Genomic DNA, 15,111 nt, shown 5'->3' with positions numbered 1-15,111 from the left:
AATCTCAAAATCCATATGCGCAGAATTTTATTAGGAAGCTGGCTTCTTTCGCTGCTTTTCTGTCTGCCTTTGCTGGCACAGGATGTATCGATAAGTGGCCGGGTCACTTCATCAGACGACGGCTCCGCTCTTCCAGGTGTGAGCATTCAGGTAAAAGGTACCACGCGTGGCGCAACCACCGACGCTCAGGGACAGTATCGACTGAGTGTACCCGCCAACAGCCGGTTGGTGTTTAGCTACATTGGTTTCGAAACGCAGGAGATTCTGGTCGGTAACCAGACAACGATCGACGTAAAACTGTCGAGTGGCACACAAAGCCTCAACGAGATTGTGGTAACAGCACAGGGTATCGAGCGCGACAAACGCTCGCTTGGCTACTCAACGCAGGAAGTAGGCGCCAGCATGATTGCGCAGAAGTCGGAACCCAACCTGCTCAACGCCCTGCAAGGGAAGTTGGCCGGGGTTCAGATCAGCGGGCAAAGTGGTGCGCCGGGTGCTTCGACCAACATCAACATCCGGGGTATTACGTCGTTTAACGGATCGAACCAGCCGCTTATCGTAGTGGATGGTATTATCTTCAGCAATGACGTAAACGTATCCGGTAACACCCTGTTCCAGGCTCAGTCGGCCAACCGTCTGGCCGACGTGAACCCCGAAAACATCGAGTCGGTCAACGTACTGAAAGGCCCTGCGGCTGCGGTGCTGTACGGTTCGCGGGCGTCGGCGGGTGCGATCATCATCACCACCAAAAACGGCCGTAACCAGAACAACAAAACCGAGGTTACCGTCAATTCTTCGTACAACGTACAAAACGTGTATGGTCTGCCCCGTTTCCAGAACGATTATGGCCAGGGCACCAATAACCTGTACGTAAACAACTCGACCAACTCGTGGGGTCTGCCGTTTGTAGGTGGCCCAACGTCGATCACCAACCTGCAGGGCGAGACCCGTCCGTACCAGGCGTACCCAAACAACGTTCGGGATTTCTACCAGCAGGGTAGCATTTTCCAGAACACGGCTAACATTGCCGGTGGCGATGCCAACCGCAACTTTAGCCTGTCGTTTGGTAACACGACCCAAAAAGGGATTGTGCCTACGTTCAAGTTCAACCGGACCAACGTACAGGTAGGTGGCGAAAGCAAACTGAACAACGGTATCAAGGTATCGGGTACGGCTTCGTACGTACAGACGGTTCAGGGTGGTACGGCTCTCGGTAACGGCGGTAGTGCTTTCGGTCAGCTGACCCGTATCCCGCGCAGCTACGACCTCGTGAACGAGCCATTCCAGGACGCCAACGGACAGAGCATTTACTTCCTGACCACGTCGAACAACCCCAACTGGGCCGTTCGGAATTTGACGCTCAACAGCCAGGTGGATCGTTTCTTCGGTAACTTCACGGTAGGCTACGACGTAACCAAGTGGTTGAACGTGACGTACCGCGTAACAGGTGATACCTACACCGACCGCCGGAAAAACGTAAACAACATTGGTGCGGCCCGCGCCCCACAGGGTGAAATTATCCAGGATCAGTTCTTCCGTTCGGAATTGAACGGCGACCTGTTGGTAAACGCAAAAGCCGATAAGCTCTTTATCGAAGGCCTGAGCGGTAACCTCTTGCTGGGTAACAACATCAACCAGCGGCAGTCGCAGAGCCAGTCGGTATATGCACAGCAGCTCACGATTCCGGGCTTCACCAATGTATCGAACGGTTCGGTATTTACCAGCTCAGGCGAAAGCTCACTGACTCGCCGACTGGTAGGTTACTACGCACAGGCTTCGTTGTCGTACAACAACTATCTGTTCCTTGAACTGACCGGCCGCGCCGACCGCTCGTCGACGCTGCCCCGCGCCAACAACACGTACTTCTACCCCTCTGCTTCGGTTAGCTTTGTGCCTACGGATGCCTTCAAGCTCCAGTCGGACATCTTGTCGTACGCCAAAGTACGGGCAAGCATTGCCAAAGTTGGCCGTGATGCCGACCCCTACCTGCTCAACTCGGTATTCACCCAAGCCACGTTTGGTAATAACCTGGCCAGCGTAGCGTTCCCCTTGTCAATTGGTGGCAGCAGCGTTCCTGGCTTTGCTATCGGTGGCCGGATTGGCAACAACGGCCTGACGCCTGAGTTCGTAACCTCACAGGAAGTGGGTCTGAATCTGGGTCTGTTCAAGAACAAAGTGAGTATCGATGCAGCTTACTTCTTCACAAGCTCGACCAACCAGATTTTCAACGTAGCCGTATCGCCCTCATCGGGTTACGATACCCGGACCACCAACGTGGGTGAACTCCAGAACCGGGGTCTTGAACTGACTCTGAACGCAACACCTGTACGGACCAGCGGTTTCCGTTGGGATGTAACGCTCAACTTCACCCGGATTCGGAACAAGGTTGTGTCAATTGCACCCGGTGTGACCCAGTCAGGTATTACCGGCAACGGCTTTATTGGTATCACGTCGTCGATTGTCGAAGGTCAGCCGTACGGTGTGATTGTAAGTACAGCAAACCCACGGGTACAGAACACCAACCCGAACGGTCAGTACTACGACCCAACAGGTCAATTTGTTGGTCAGTACGTAATCAACCCAACCACGGGTCAGTTTGCGCCGGGTCTGGCGGGTCAGGTAATTGCCAACCCCAACCCGAACTGGACGGCCGGCCTGAACAACACGTTCTCGTACAAAGGCTTCTCGCTGCAGGCACTGATTGATACCCGTCAGGGCGGTCAGTTGTTCTCATTCAGCGCAGCCGACTACCGGTCAACTGGTTCGTTGTACGTAACGGGTATTGACCGCGATCAGCCCCGTATTCTGCCGGGCGTAATCCAGAACAGCGACGGAACATTCCGGCCAAACAACATTCAACTGCCTGCACAAACGTACTGGGCTGGTCTGGGTGGTCTGGCCTCAGAAGGTGCCGTATTCGACGCAACGGTGTACCGTCTGCGCGAGGTATCGCTCAACTATACCTTCCCGAAAGAGTGGTTGGGCCGCACCCCGTTGGGAGCCGCTTCGATCGGTATCACGGGCCGGAACCTGTACTTCTTTGCCCCGGGCTTCTTTGCTGACCCCGAAGTCAACACGCAGGGAGCGGGTAACATCCAGGGTCTGGATCTGAACGGGCCGCCAAATACCCGTAACTACGGTGTCAATCTGCGGCTTACATTCTAACACTTTCATCTTACATACGTCCATGAAAATAGTATTTCGTAGTGTAGTTCTGATGCTGCCGCTGGCGTTTGGCCTCGGCTGCTCCAACTTCCTCGACGAAAGCATCAACGTAACCCCGAACAACCCCACCTCGGTACCCCCATCGGTACTGTTGCCCACGGTTGAAATCGGTACTGCTTTCGCCAATGCCAATGAGATTAACCGGTTTGCATCGACCATCATGCAACAAACGGCTGGTGCTGCCAACAGCCCGGCTACATACGACGTGTACCAAACCAACGGTGCCGATTTTGGTAACCAGTGGCGGTTTGAACTGTACGGCGGTGCGCTGGTAAACGCCCAGAAGATTATCGACATTGCCTCGGCATCGAACTCACCTGCGTACACGGGTATCGCCAAAATCATGAAGGCGTACGCCTTCAGCGTGGCAACCGATATGTGGGGTGATGTACCGTACTCGCAGGCGTTGCAGGGTGAAGCTAACCCACAGCCCCGGGTCGACAAGCAGGAGGATATCTACAAAGGCAACTCGTCGCAGAATATCCAGAGCCTGTTTGATCTGGTGCGCGAAGGTCTGGCCGACCTCGACAAGCAGTCGGCTACCCGGCCGGGCAACGACGACGTGATCTACCGGGGCGACCTGGCCAAATGGCGCCGGGCCGGTAACACGCTGCTGCTGAAGCTGGCCAACACGATCAGCGTGAAAGAGCCCGCTTTGGCCAAACAGGTGATTGATCAGGTGATTGCCGGTAACAACTTTATCCGCAGCAATGCCGACGACCTCAACGTGACATTCGGTGCCGCCGTTGGTAGCCGCGATCCCCGCTTTGAGTACACTAACATCAGCTCGTTTAAAGACGACCTGATCATGAGCACGCGGTACCTGACCTTATTACAGGGTCTCAATGATCCCCGTCTGCCCGTGTTCTGGACCCGCCCGGCGGCCAATTACGTAACCTGGGACAACGGTCAGAGCGGTGCCCGGCCTACGCCGGTAACCACCTGGTCGCGGTACAACAGCTACGTAACCGGCGCTAATGGTGAAGGCCCTGTGCGCCTGTTGACCAACTTCCAGCGGGCGTTTATTCTGGCGGAGTCGGCCCTGATGCTGGGCACGGCGGGTGATCCGCAAACCCTGTATGCCGAAGGAATCCGGGCGTCGATGACGCTGGCGGGCATTCCGACGGCTCAGATCGATGCGTACATCACCGCCAATGCCCTGCGCGGTACGCAGCAGGAGCGCCTGGCCCAGATCATCACGCAGAAGTACATTGCGTTTACGGGCAACGGCCTTGAGCTATGGAACGATTGGCGTCGGACGGGTTACCCAACCCAGCAGCCTGCTCAGAATGCAGTGGGTATCGACGGAACCCGGCCTGTACGGGCGGTGTATGTGTCGTTTGAAAACGAGCGTAACACGAACTTCCCGAACCCAGCCCCCCAGTCGAACGTAAAAGTTTGGTGGGACGCCAACTAATACTCAAAACATAGCTACACAATGAAACTGACACTTATAAAAGGAGTATTGCTGGCAGCGATGGCATTGAGTACCGTTGCCTGCAAAGACGATCTGGAGTACGGCACGCTGGTGCGCGACAACCGCCCGGCAGTACCGGTTACGTTCACCAACGCAACTACGTACGGCGGCAACCCCTTCATCGAAATTTCTCGGGCCGGGGCTACACCGATTACGTTTACCCTGTCGATTCCGGCCGGTTCAGGTCGGACCATTAAGGAGATTAGCCGCGTAGTGGGTGGCGGTACGGGCATCAACGCCGGTTCGCTCAACACCAGCTCACTGGTAATCAACACGGCCCCGATCGCGGGTACGGGTACAACGGCTACGTTTACCATGACGCAGGCTGCCTTTGCGGCTAAGTATCCGACGGTAGTGCTTACTCCTACGGGTAACCCGGCGGCTCCGCGTGAGATTGCCTTTATCTTCCTGGTAACACTGGACGACAACACCCAGATTGTGACTCAGCAGGTACGGGCCCGCGTGTTGGCTTAATCCGTTTTGTTTTCTTCAAAGCACCGATGCGCAAGCATCGGTGCTTTTTTATGTGCCTTATGTCTACTTTTTTAATCAGAAATTCACCTAAGCAATACCCTATTACCATTAATCACATTATCTTTTAATAATCCAATTTTATGTATAACAAAATTTACTCATCCTACTAATTCTAAAGGCCTACTCCTATTTGCTCGCATACTATTATAATCTCTTGCAGAATACGGTCACAAATTCATCCTTCTTCCTGTTACGTATCACAAATCTTCTCATTAACCAAATTTTATTGTGAATCGAATTTATTTATTCAACGGTTTGTGAATAACTTGCCGTGAATTACCAATATATCTTAAATACCATGAGAAACACTTTACAACAACTCTGTTTGCTGGTCATGGTTCTGCTAGGTCAATTGGCCTGGGCACAGGACCGGGCGGTAACCGGAAAAGTGAAGGGCGATGATGGATCGCCCCTACCGGGTGTAACCGTTTTGCTGAAAGGAACCAGCCGCGGTACCACCACCAATGCAGAAGGAAATTTCCGAATTGATGCCCCCGCTACCGGTCGGCTGGTTTTCAGCTTTGTCGGCTATAAAAGCCAGGAAATTGCGGTTGGGAACCAGTCGACCTTATCGGTTACGCTCGAAAGCGACGCATCGAACCTGAACGAGGTTGTGGTTGTGGGCTACGGCGCTTCGCTTACCAAAAAGGAAACAACCGGCGCTACAACAAACATCAAAGGAGATGCTATTGAAAACCTGCCTATCCAGAGCTTCGACCGGGCCATGCAGGGACAAGCACCTGGTGTTCAGGTTACATCTAACAACGGAACGCCAGGCGGTGCTGTGCAGGTACGGATTCGGGGGGTCGGCTCAATCTCGGCTGGTAATGAGCCCCTTTACATTGTTGATGGTGTTCAGCTGAACAACCGGAACGACGGGGGCGGTAACGTAAGCAACAACCCGCTGGCGTTTTTGAACCCTAACGATATTGAGAGCATCGACATCCTGAAAGATGCCGCTACGGCCGCTATCTACGGTGCACAAGCCGCCAACGGGGTGGTACTGGTAACCACCAAGCGTGGCAAAGCGGGTACCAAAGCGAAAGTAAACCTGAATATGTATCGCGGGGTGGTAGAACCCATCCGGCAACTCGACGTACTAAACACCCAACAGTGGATTCAGGCCCGGCAGGAGGCTCTTACAACCAACACGCCTACCCTGACACCAGCGGCCAGCCGCACGGCCGTACTGGCTTCGCTGAACCTGCCCATCGACCTGAGCGATCAGGCCATTGCCGAACTGCCAACCTACAACTGGCAAAGCGAAGCCTACCGGCCCGGCAGCGTAACCAACGCCGACCTCTCGGCACAGGGTGGTAACGACCGCACCACGTACTACATCTCAGGCTCGTACAACCAGCAGGATGCAATTCTGCGTAATGTAGATTTCCAGCGGTTCTCGGGCAAAATGAACCTCACGAGCAAACTGAGCAATAAGATTACGCTCGATGCCGGCCTGACAGCTGCCAACGTAACACAGCGCGGCCCCTATGGTGGTGCCGAAGGCTCGCTGGCGTTTGGTGCACCTCAGTACTCAGCCCCGCTGATTCTGCCTATCAACCCCATTTACGCACCGGACGGCAGCTACTACGGCCTGCCCGCTTCGGGCATTGTCATGCCGGGTGATCTCTCGCAGAACGTTATTGCCAACTCAAACCTGATTAAGTCGAAGACAACTACAAATCAGTTGGTTTCAAATTTGGGCCTAACGTACGCTATCAGCAAAGACCTGGTTTTTAAGGCGTTTGGCGGCCTGGACTATCGTTCCGTGAACTCGTCGTTTTTTGGTGACCCACGCCTGTCAGATTACTTCAACATCCGGGGTACTCTGAACCAGTTTGTGAATAACAACACCAACCTCACTACCAACGCTACGCTGAACTACAACAAAACGTTTGGCAGCAAGCATACGTTTGGTGCCTTGTTGGGTGCTGAATACCGGCAGGAAATCAACGAAGGAACATCACTCAATGCCCAGGGCTTCCCTACGCCCGAGCTCAACACCGCCAACGCAGCTGCTGAACCCGTATCGGTAGGCGGTTTCTGGTCAGGCTTCAAACGGGCCGGTGTATTTACTAACCTGCGCTACGAATACCAGAAACGCTTTATTCTGAGCGGTATTATTCGGTACGATGGATCATCACGGTTCGGGGCGAACAACCAATGGGGTGTGTTCCCATCGATTTCGGCCAAATGGAACCTGGCTGAAGAGAACTTCCTCAAAGGCAGCAACGTAGTTAGCGACCTCGGCCTACGGTTTAGCGTGGGTAGCACCGGTAACGATCAGGTAGCCAACTTTGCGGCCCGTCGGCTTTACGGCCTTGGCGGTGTGTATCAGGGCAATGCCGGCATCGGTGTAAGCCAACTGGGCAACCCCAACCTGCGTTGGGAGCGCAACGTAACCTATAACGTGGGCCTTGACTATGGTTTCTTCGGGGGCCGTCTGAAAGGCTCGATTGATGCCTTCCAGCGCATTAGCCGCGACCTGCTGCTGACCCGCTCGATTCCGCAAACCAACGGTTTTAACAGTATTTTTGAGAACATTGGCGAGGTACAAAACCGGGGTCTGGAATTTGCCATCACAACCATTAACGTCAACACAGGTGGTTTCCGCTGGGAGAGCAACTTCAACATCACGTTCCTCGATAACAAAGTAACCAAGCTGTTTGAAGGTGCTGACGTTCTGCCCGGTAACCTGTCGGTACGGGTAGGTTATCCGCTCTTTACCAACGTAGGTGTACCCTATGCCGGTGTAAACCCAGCCAACGGTCGGCCGATGTGGTATGACCCCAGTGGCAACCTCACGTACATTGTCCGGACGGCCGATCAGCGCCCGCTGGGCCATTCAGGTATCACCAAGCAGTATGGTGGCTTCACCAATACGTTCAGCTACAAAGGGTTCGAACTGTCAGGCTTGTTCCAGTATGACTTTGGCCGGGTGATTCAGAACACCCAGGAGTTCCGTTTGGCCGACAATGCCGGCGTACTGCGCAACGGTCTGGAGTATTATTTCACCAACCGGTGGACTACTCCCGGTCAGATCACGAGCGTGCCGCGCCCGGCCAACAACCGGACCGAAATCAGTGGTCGTGTAAGTTCATACCAGTCAGGCACGCGCTTTTTCCAGGATGCATCGTATATCCGTCTGAAGCAGGTTTCGCTCAGCTACACCGTACCACCGGCTGTAGTAAGCCGCCTGAAACTGTCAGGTTTGAAAGTGTATGCGCAGGCAGTCAATGCCTTCACGCTGACGCGCTGGACAGGCTTCGATCCTGAGTTTGCTATTGAAGGTGGCCTGGACAATCAGGGGATCATTCCGCAGTCACGCAATTACACGCTGGGTGTTCAAATTGGCCTTTAATTCTCTCGACAAACGACTTTTATGAAACATACATTAGGAATTCTGACGCTGACAGTTGGCCTGTTCATGGCAAGTTGCAGCAACCTGCTTGATGTGCAGCCCCGGCAATCCATTGATTCGGGTGTGGCGCTCACCACGCGCGAAGGCATCAATGCGGCCGTTACCAACGTTTACACGTACCAGAAAGATATTACCCTGTATGGTCGTGACCTGATTGCCATTGCCGAAGCGCTGGGCGACGAAAGCCGGATCATCAACCGGGCAGGTGGCCGTTTTATCAACGAAGGCCAGAACGTGATCAACAGCCATCTGCTGGGCTGGAACATCTACTACCTCGGCATTAACAATATCAACCTGATTCTGGATGCACTGCCCAGCAGCCCTTTCAACGAAGCCGAGCGCGAGCGCATCGAAGGTGAATTGAAGTTTTTGCGGGCGCTGAACTACCACAATCTGGCCCGCGTGTTTGCCTATGACCCCAAAGTACGGATCAGTTCACTCGATCGGGGCGGGGTACCTCTCGTTCTGAAAGGTGTTAGCACGCCCGAGCAGATCGAGAACCACCCACGTGCTTCGGTTGATGAGGTGTACGCTCAGATTTACAAGGACCTGACCGACGCTGTTGCCAAAGCCCCCACTACGGGTGCACCGAGCCGGGCCACACGCGCGGCCGCCATGGCTTTGTTTGCCCGGGTTGCTCTTTACAACGAAGACTTCACCAACGCAATCAAGTATGCGACCGATGCACTCAATGCAGGCGTAGGCCGGTTTGTAGGCAATACGGATTATGTAGCTGCGTGGCGTAGCAACAGCCACCCTGAGTCGGTGTTTGAAATCCTGTTCCAGACCCGTCAGGAGTCGTTGGGTGTAAACAACTCACTGCAATCGGCCTACACAACGATGGAATCAGTAGCGCAGGTGAACAGCCTCGGGGCGCTGCGTCCTACGCCACTGCCAACGGCCAACGGCTGGGGTGCCGTGGTGCCCACTACGGCTTTTCTGGGCCTGCACCAGACGGGTGATGTTCGGCGTCAGCTGTATCAGTTGGGCCTGAACCGTTCGGGTAGCATCGTGGAAGAGTGTACCAAGTTCGTGGGTAAGTCGGGCGTGATTTACATGGATAACGTACCCGTAATTCGGATCTCGGAGCTTATCCTGATTCGGGCTGAGGCTCTGGCCCGCAGCAATGGCGATCAGGTACAGGCACTGGCCGATGTGAACCGGATTCGGACCCGCGCTGGCCTGACGGCTCTGCCCGCCACCACAACCAATGCCCAATTACAGACGGAGATTGAGCTCCAGCGCCGTTTAGAACTGGCCTTTGAGGGACACCGCTGGTTCGACCTGAAGCGTCGCGGACGCGATGTGGTCAAGTCAACAGGCAACGTACCTTACGGCGATACACGGACCCTGGCCCCCATCCCGGTTCGGGAAATCCAGGCGAACAACAAACTGGTTCAAAACGCAGGTTATTAATCGAGACATTCATGAAAAAGTTACTTCCATATAGCCTGTTGCTGGGTATTATGTTGCTGGCAACAGCCTGTTTTAAAGACCTGGAAATCACCTACGACGGACCTGCACAGGTAGAGTTCGAAACGGCTGTGCGCAACAACCCAGCCGTGGGTCTGACGTTTCCGCTCGTAGCCAGTGCCAACAGTGTAACGCTGGCACCCACCCTTACCACGCAGCTTAACCTGGTAGGGCCACAGCGCAACAGCGAACTGCGGGTTAAGGTGTTGGTAGAGCCAACGCTCACCACCACCGGTGCCAACACCTACACGCTGGTCAATAATGGCGAAGTGGTTATTCCGGCTAATAGCAGCGTCGGGTCGCTTTCCATTGCTGTGTCGCGGGCGAGCAGCACAACAGCCCCAATTCGTAACCTGGTTCTCACCCTAGACAGCACCAGTACGGAGTACAAAGCAAGCGCTAACTACAAGCGAATTGGGTTTACCATTCGTAACTAATTGCGACCGCGCTCCGGGCTCGGTTACGGGTAAACTGGAGCGCGTTTAATGTGCGTATCAAAAGCCCTCTACCCCGTTGTAGAGGGCTTTTTTATGGCAGTAAACCGAATTGACTTTTGTCTTATTGAAGAAGCGTGCCTACTCCGTAATTTAGGGGCACATTCTACTATACACCTGGGTTGGCACTATGAACACCTCTACCAAACGTATTCTGACCGTCCTGATTATTCTGCTCGTCGTCGGGCTGGCTTTTTACCCCAAACTGAAAACCCTTTTCAAACCCGCCGACGGATCCGGTGACCCAGCCAAAACGACTGCTGCGGGTGGACCAGCCAAAGGCCCCGGTGGTGCCTCAGCGGGCGGAAAAGCGGGCGGAGGGCCCACGTCTGTCGGGATCATGGTGGTCAACACCGAATCGCTGGATGAGAAAATTCTGACCACCGGCACGGTTGTCGCCAACGAAGAAGTGGAAATACGCTCGGAAGTGTCGGGGCGGGTAACGAGCATTGGTTTCCGCGAGGGCGACTACGTGCGCCGGGGTACCGTGCTGCTCCGTATCAACGACGCTGACTTGCAGGCACAGCTCCAGAAACTAAATGCCAACCGCAAACTGGCCGAGGCCAACGAGCAACGGCAAAAACGGCTGTTTGAAAAAGAGGCCATTAGCCGGGCCGAATACGAAATCAGCCAAACCAACCTGACGGGTATTCTGGCCGACATTGAAAACCTGAAAGCACAATTGGCCAAGACCGTGATCCGGGCACCGTTCGACGGAACCATTGGCCTACGTCAGATCAGCGTGGGTAGCTACATATCGCCCGCTACGCCCATTGCCACGCTCACCAACACCAACCCCGCCAAAATCGACTTCTCGGTACCGGCCAAATACGCCCAGATTGTTCGGCGGGGAAGCCGGATCCAGTTTACCGTGGAGGGGTCGGAAGCCAATCGGGCGGGTACGGTCTATGCCGTTGAACCCAAGGTAAACCCCGAAACGCGGGCCATGCTGCTCCGGGCTACCAGCCCCAACCCCAACGGAGCCCTCGTACCGGGTGCATTTGCCCGTATAGAAGTAGTGCTTAGTGCACGCGGCAACGCCATTGTTGTCCCCACGGAAGCGATTATTCCCGAACAAAACGGTCAGAAGGTGTACGTTGTCCGCAATCGCAAAGCCGAGTCGGTACCGGTACAAATTGGCCTTCGCACCGACCGTAACGTTGAAATCAAGAGTGGCCTGCACGTGGGCGACTCGCTCATTACCTCAGGCATTCAGATGGTCAAACCCGGCGGTGAGGTGCTGGTGCAGTAAATTATACGTTTACAGTTTGCTGTTTACGGTTTCCAGTTGGGCAGTACAGTCAACTTGAAAATCGAAAACTATAAACTGTAAACCGAAAACTGAAAACTATAAACCATGAACCTCTCTACCACTTCCATCAACCGCCCCGTATTGGCCGTTGTGCTGTCGTTGCTGATTATTGTTTTTGGGGTGATCGGCTTCCTGTATCTGGGCGTACGCGAATTCCCGAGCATCGACCTGCCCGTGGTAACCGTACAGACTACCTACACCGGCGCCAACGCCGATATTGTGGAGTCGCAGATTACCGAGCCACTCGAAGAGTCGATCAACGGGATTGCCGGTATCCGTACCCTCGCCAGCAGCAGCCGCGACGGGCGCTCGTCGATCACAGTCGAGTTTGAGCTCGACGTGAATATCGAAGATGCCGCCAACGACGTGCGCGACCGCGTGAGCCGGGCCGTGGCCAACCTCCCGCCCGATGCCGACCCGCCCGTAGTGGCCAAGGCCGACGCCGATGCCAGCCCGATCTATTTCATCCAGCTCCTGTCGAGCAAACGCTCGTTGCTCGAAGTCAACGACATTGCCAACCGGCAGTTCCGCGAACGATTTCAGACCATTCCGGGTGTGAGTAGCGTACAGATCTGGGGCGAAAAGAAATACGCCATGCGGCTCCGTATCGACCCCGTCAAACTGGCCTCGTACCGGCTCACAGCCATCGACATCGCCAACGCCCTCCGTACCCAGAATGTCGAACTGCCTTCGGGTTCGGTGGAGGGAGCTACTACCGAGTTGACCGTTCGGACTCTGGGTCGCCTGAGCACGGCCTCCGACTTCAACAATCTGATTCTGAAAGAGACCGCCGATCAGGTTGTGAAGTTTCAGGATGTGGGCTATGCCGAACTGGCTCCCGAAGTAGAGCGGACCATGTTTAAACGCGACGGGGTGCCGATGGTGGCCGTCGCCGTGATTCCGCAGCCGGGCGCCAACCAGATCGAGATTGCCAACGATGTGTACGTCAAGCTCGATCAGATCAAGCGCGACCTCCCCCCCGACCTCAAGGTGATGCTGGGCTTCGACTATACCCAGTACGTACGCCGGTCTATTACAGAGGTAGAAGAAACCATCGGGATTGCGTTTGTGCTGGTTGCCATTATCATTTTCCTGTTTCTGCGCGACTGGCGGAGTACCATTATTCCGCTCACGGCCATTCCGGTTTCTCTCATTGGTACGTTTTTCATCATGTACCTCTGCGGCTTCTCGATCAACGTGCTCACCCTGCTCGGAATCGTACTGGCCATCGGTCTGGTTGTCGACGACGCCATTGTGGTACTCGAAAACATCTACGCCAAAATTGAAGAGGGCATGTCGCCCTACAAGGCGGCCGTGAGTGGTTCCAACGAAATTTACTTTGCCGTTATCTCGACTACGGTCACGCTGGCGGCCGTGTTTCTGCCCGTGATTTTCCTTCAGGGCATTACGGGCCGTTTGTTCCGGGAGTTTGGCATTGTGGTAGCGGGCTCGGTGCTTATTTCGGCTTTTGTGTCGCTCACGCTCACGCCCATGCTCTCATCCAAACTTCTGAAAAACCGGAAGCGGCAACCCTGGCTCTACCGTACTACCGAGCCATTTTTCGAGTGGATGATTAGCGGATACGAGCGCTCGCTGGCCCATTTTCTGCGCCTTCGCTGGCTGGCGTGGGTCATTATGCTCGGCATGGTGGGTATTGTGTACGTGCTGTTCAAAACCAACGCCATTCCGTCGGAGCTGGCCCCCCTCGAAGACCGGGGTGGCTTCCGAATTCAGGCCACCGCGCCCGAAGGCGCTACGTTTGAGTACATGCTCAACTTCACCGACCGGCTGGCCAAAGACCTTCGCGCCCGGTTCGACACGGCCACGGTGCCGGGCGTCATTGCCGTTACCTCACCCAGCTTTGGCAGCGGGGCCACCAACACGGCCAACATCCGGATTTACCTCGGCGAAAAGCCCCCCCGTACCAAAACCCAGCAACAGGTGGTCGACGAAATGACGCCCGTTGTGAAGCAGTACACCGGTGCGCGCACGTTTGTGGCGCAGGAACAAACCATTCAGACCGGACAGCGTGGGGGTGGGGGCCTACCGGTCCAGTTTGTGATTCAGGCCAACAAGTTTGAGCAGCTTCGGGCCAAGCTGCCGGAGTTCATGAAAGCGGTGCAGGCTTCTGAAAAGTTTGCGACCTCCGACGTGAACCTCAAATTCACCAAGCCCGAAATCCGGCTCGACATCGACCGCGACAAAGCCCTCAACCTGGGCGTATCGGTGCAGGATGTGGCCCAAACGCTGCAACTCGGCCTATCGGGTCGGCGGTTTGGTTATTTCATCATGGATGGCAAGCAATATCAGGTAATTGGCCAGATTGAACGCTCCGACCGCAACGATATTACCGACCTTAAATCCCTGTTTGTCAAGAATAACCGGGGCGAACTGATTCAGCTCGACAACCTCGTGCGGGTGTCGGAGCAGAGCACCCCACCCACGCTGTACCGTTACAACCGGTACGCATCGGCCACGGTATCGGCCGGTTTGGCCAAAGGGGTTTCGCTCGGCGAAGGGATTACCGAAATGGAGCGTATTGCGGGCGAAATTCTGGACCCTTCGTTTACAACCGCCCTCGATGGTACCAGCAAGGAGTTCCGCGAAAGTTCATCGAGTCTGTACTTTGCCTTCGCGCTGGCTCTGCTGCTGATCTACCTGATTCTGGCTGCACAGTTCGAAAGCTTCGTCGACCCGATCATCATTCTGCTGACCGTACCGTTGGCCGTTTGCGGGGCGCTCCTGTCGCTTTGGGACTTCAGCCAGACACTCAACGTATTCAGCCAGATCGGGATTATTACGCTCGTCGGGCTCGTGACCAAAAACGGGATTCTGATTGTTGAGTTTGCCAATCAGCGGAAAGAACAGGGAGTAAACAAGCATCAGGCAGTGCTCGACGGAGCCGTGGCCCGGTTCCGGCCCATTCTGATGACGAGCCTTTGCGCGGCCCTCGGTCTGCTGCCCGTGGCACTGGCGCTGGGAGCTGGTTCGGAAAGCCGGGTATCCATGGGAATCGTGGTGGTGGGAGGTCTGATTTTCTCAACCGCCCTTACTCTATACGTGATTCCGGCCGTGTACACCTACCTGAGCCGCCCCGTCACCAAACATGCCGAAGAGCTGGAAGAAGCGGTTGCCTGATGCTACTTACACAAGAGATGACATCTCGTTTGGAGAG

General features: G+C 55.1%; 8 protein-coding genes. All 8 read left to right on the top strand.

What is annotated here, in order from left to right:
• Window positions 1-15 precede the first annotated feature (15 nt).
• The 8 genes from RUDLU_RS0120520 (at window position 16) to RUDLU_RS0120485 (ending at window position 15,074) form a co-directional block, all read left to right on the top strand.
• Window positions 16-3,165, top strand: a complete 3,150-nt coding sequence (locus tag RUDLU_RS0120520; protein ID WP_027303254.1) for a SusC/RagA family TonB-linked outer membrane protein — start codon at window positions 16-18, stop codon at window positions 3,163-3,165.
• Window positions 3,166-3,187: 22 nt separating this feature from the next.
• Window positions 3,188-4,642, top strand: a complete 1,455-nt coding sequence (locus tag RUDLU_RS0120515) for a SusD/RagB family nutrient-binding outer membrane lipoprotein (RefSeq protein WP_027303253.1) — start codon at window positions 3,188-3,190, stop codon at window positions 4,640-4,642.
• A 21-nt stretch (window positions 4,643-4,663) separates the two neighbouring features.
• Window positions 4,664-5,176, top strand: coding sequence for a hypothetical protein (locus RUDLU_RS0120510; protein WP_019990304.1), 513 nt, complete (start codon window positions 4,664-4,666; stop codon window positions 5,174-5,176).
• Window positions 5,177-5,534: 358 nt separating this feature from the next.
• Window positions 5,535-8,597 carry a SusC/RagA family TonB-linked outer membrane protein gene (locus tag RUDLU_RS0120505; protein WP_044129579.1) on the top strand — a complete coding sequence of 1,021 codons (3,063 nt, stop codon included), beginning with the start codon at window positions 5,535-5,537 and terminating at the stop codon, window positions 8,595-8,597.
• Between the two features lie 21 nt (window positions 8,598-8,618).
• Entirely contained in the window at window positions 8,619-10,073 is a 1,455-nt protein-coding gene (locus RUDLU_RS0120500) for a RagB/SusD family nutrient uptake outer membrane protein (protein ID WP_019990302.1), read from the top strand.
• 11 nt (window positions 10,074-10,084) lie between these two features.
• Window positions 10,085-10,567 (top strand): hypothetical protein, encoded by a 483-nt coding sequence (locus tag RUDLU_RS0120495; protein WP_019990301.1) that lies wholly within the window; start codon window positions 10,085-10,087, stop codon window positions 10,565-10,567.
• A gap of 187 nt (window positions 10,568-10,754) precedes the next feature.
• Window positions 10,755-11,876, top strand: a complete 1,122-nt coding sequence (locus RUDLU_RS0120490) for an efflux RND transporter periplasmic adaptor subunit (protein WP_019990300.1) — start codon at window positions 10,755-10,757, stop codon at window positions 11,874-11,876.
• 105 nt (window positions 11,877-11,981) lie between these two features.
• The gene (locus tag RUDLU_RS0120485) at window positions 11,982-15,074 is read left to right on the top strand and encodes an efflux RND transporter permease subunit (RefSeq protein ID WP_019990299.1); all 3,093 of its coding nucleotides are present in this window, start codon (window positions 11,982-11,984) and stop codon (window positions 15,072-15,074) included.
• The last annotated feature ends 37 nt before the right edge of the window (window positions 15,075-15,111 follow it).

The sequence above is a fragment of the Rudanella lutea DSM 19387 genome, assembly GCF_000383955.1.
GTDB lineage: Bacteria > Bacteroidota > Bacteroidia > Cytophagales > Spirosomataceae > Rudanella > Rudanella lutea.
The sequence above is the reverse complement of the archived record's forward strand: the minus strand, read 5'-3'. Positions and strand labels throughout refer to the sequence as shown.

Excerpts from the sequence above, each read along its gene's own strand:
- RUDLU_RS0120520 (WP_027303254.1), top strand. The coding sequence starts at position 16 with ATGCGCAGAATTTTATTAGGAAGCTGGCTTCTTTCGCTGCTTTTCTGT.
- RUDLU_RS0120515 (WP_027303253.1), top strand. The coding sequence starts at position 3,188 with ATGAAAATAGTATTTCGTAGTGTAGTTCTGATGCTGCCGCTGGCGTTT.
- RUDLU_RS0120510 (WP_019990304.1), top strand. The coding sequence starts at position 4,664 with ATGAAACTGACACTTATAAAAGGAGTATTGCTGGCAGCGATGGCATTG.
- RUDLU_RS0120505 (WP_044129579.1), top strand. The coding sequence starts at position 5,535 with ATGAGAAACACTTTACAACAACTCTGTTTGCTGGTCATGGTTCTGCTA.
- RUDLU_RS0120500 (WP_019990302.1), top strand. The coding sequence starts at position 8,619 with ATGAAACATACATTAGGAATTCTGACGCTGACAGTTGGCCTGTTCATG.
- RUDLU_RS0120495 (WP_019990301.1), top strand. The coding sequence starts at position 10,085 with ATGAAAAAGTTACTTCCATATAGCCTGTTGCTGGGTATTATGTTGCTG.
- RUDLU_RS0120490 (WP_019990300.1), top strand. The coding sequence starts at position 10,755 with ATGAACACCTCTACCAAACGTATTCTGACCGTCCTGATTATTCTGCTC.
- RUDLU_RS0120485 (WP_019990299.1), top strand. The coding sequence starts at position 11,982 with ATGAACCTCTCTACCACTTCCATCAACCGCCCCGTATTGGCCGTTGTG.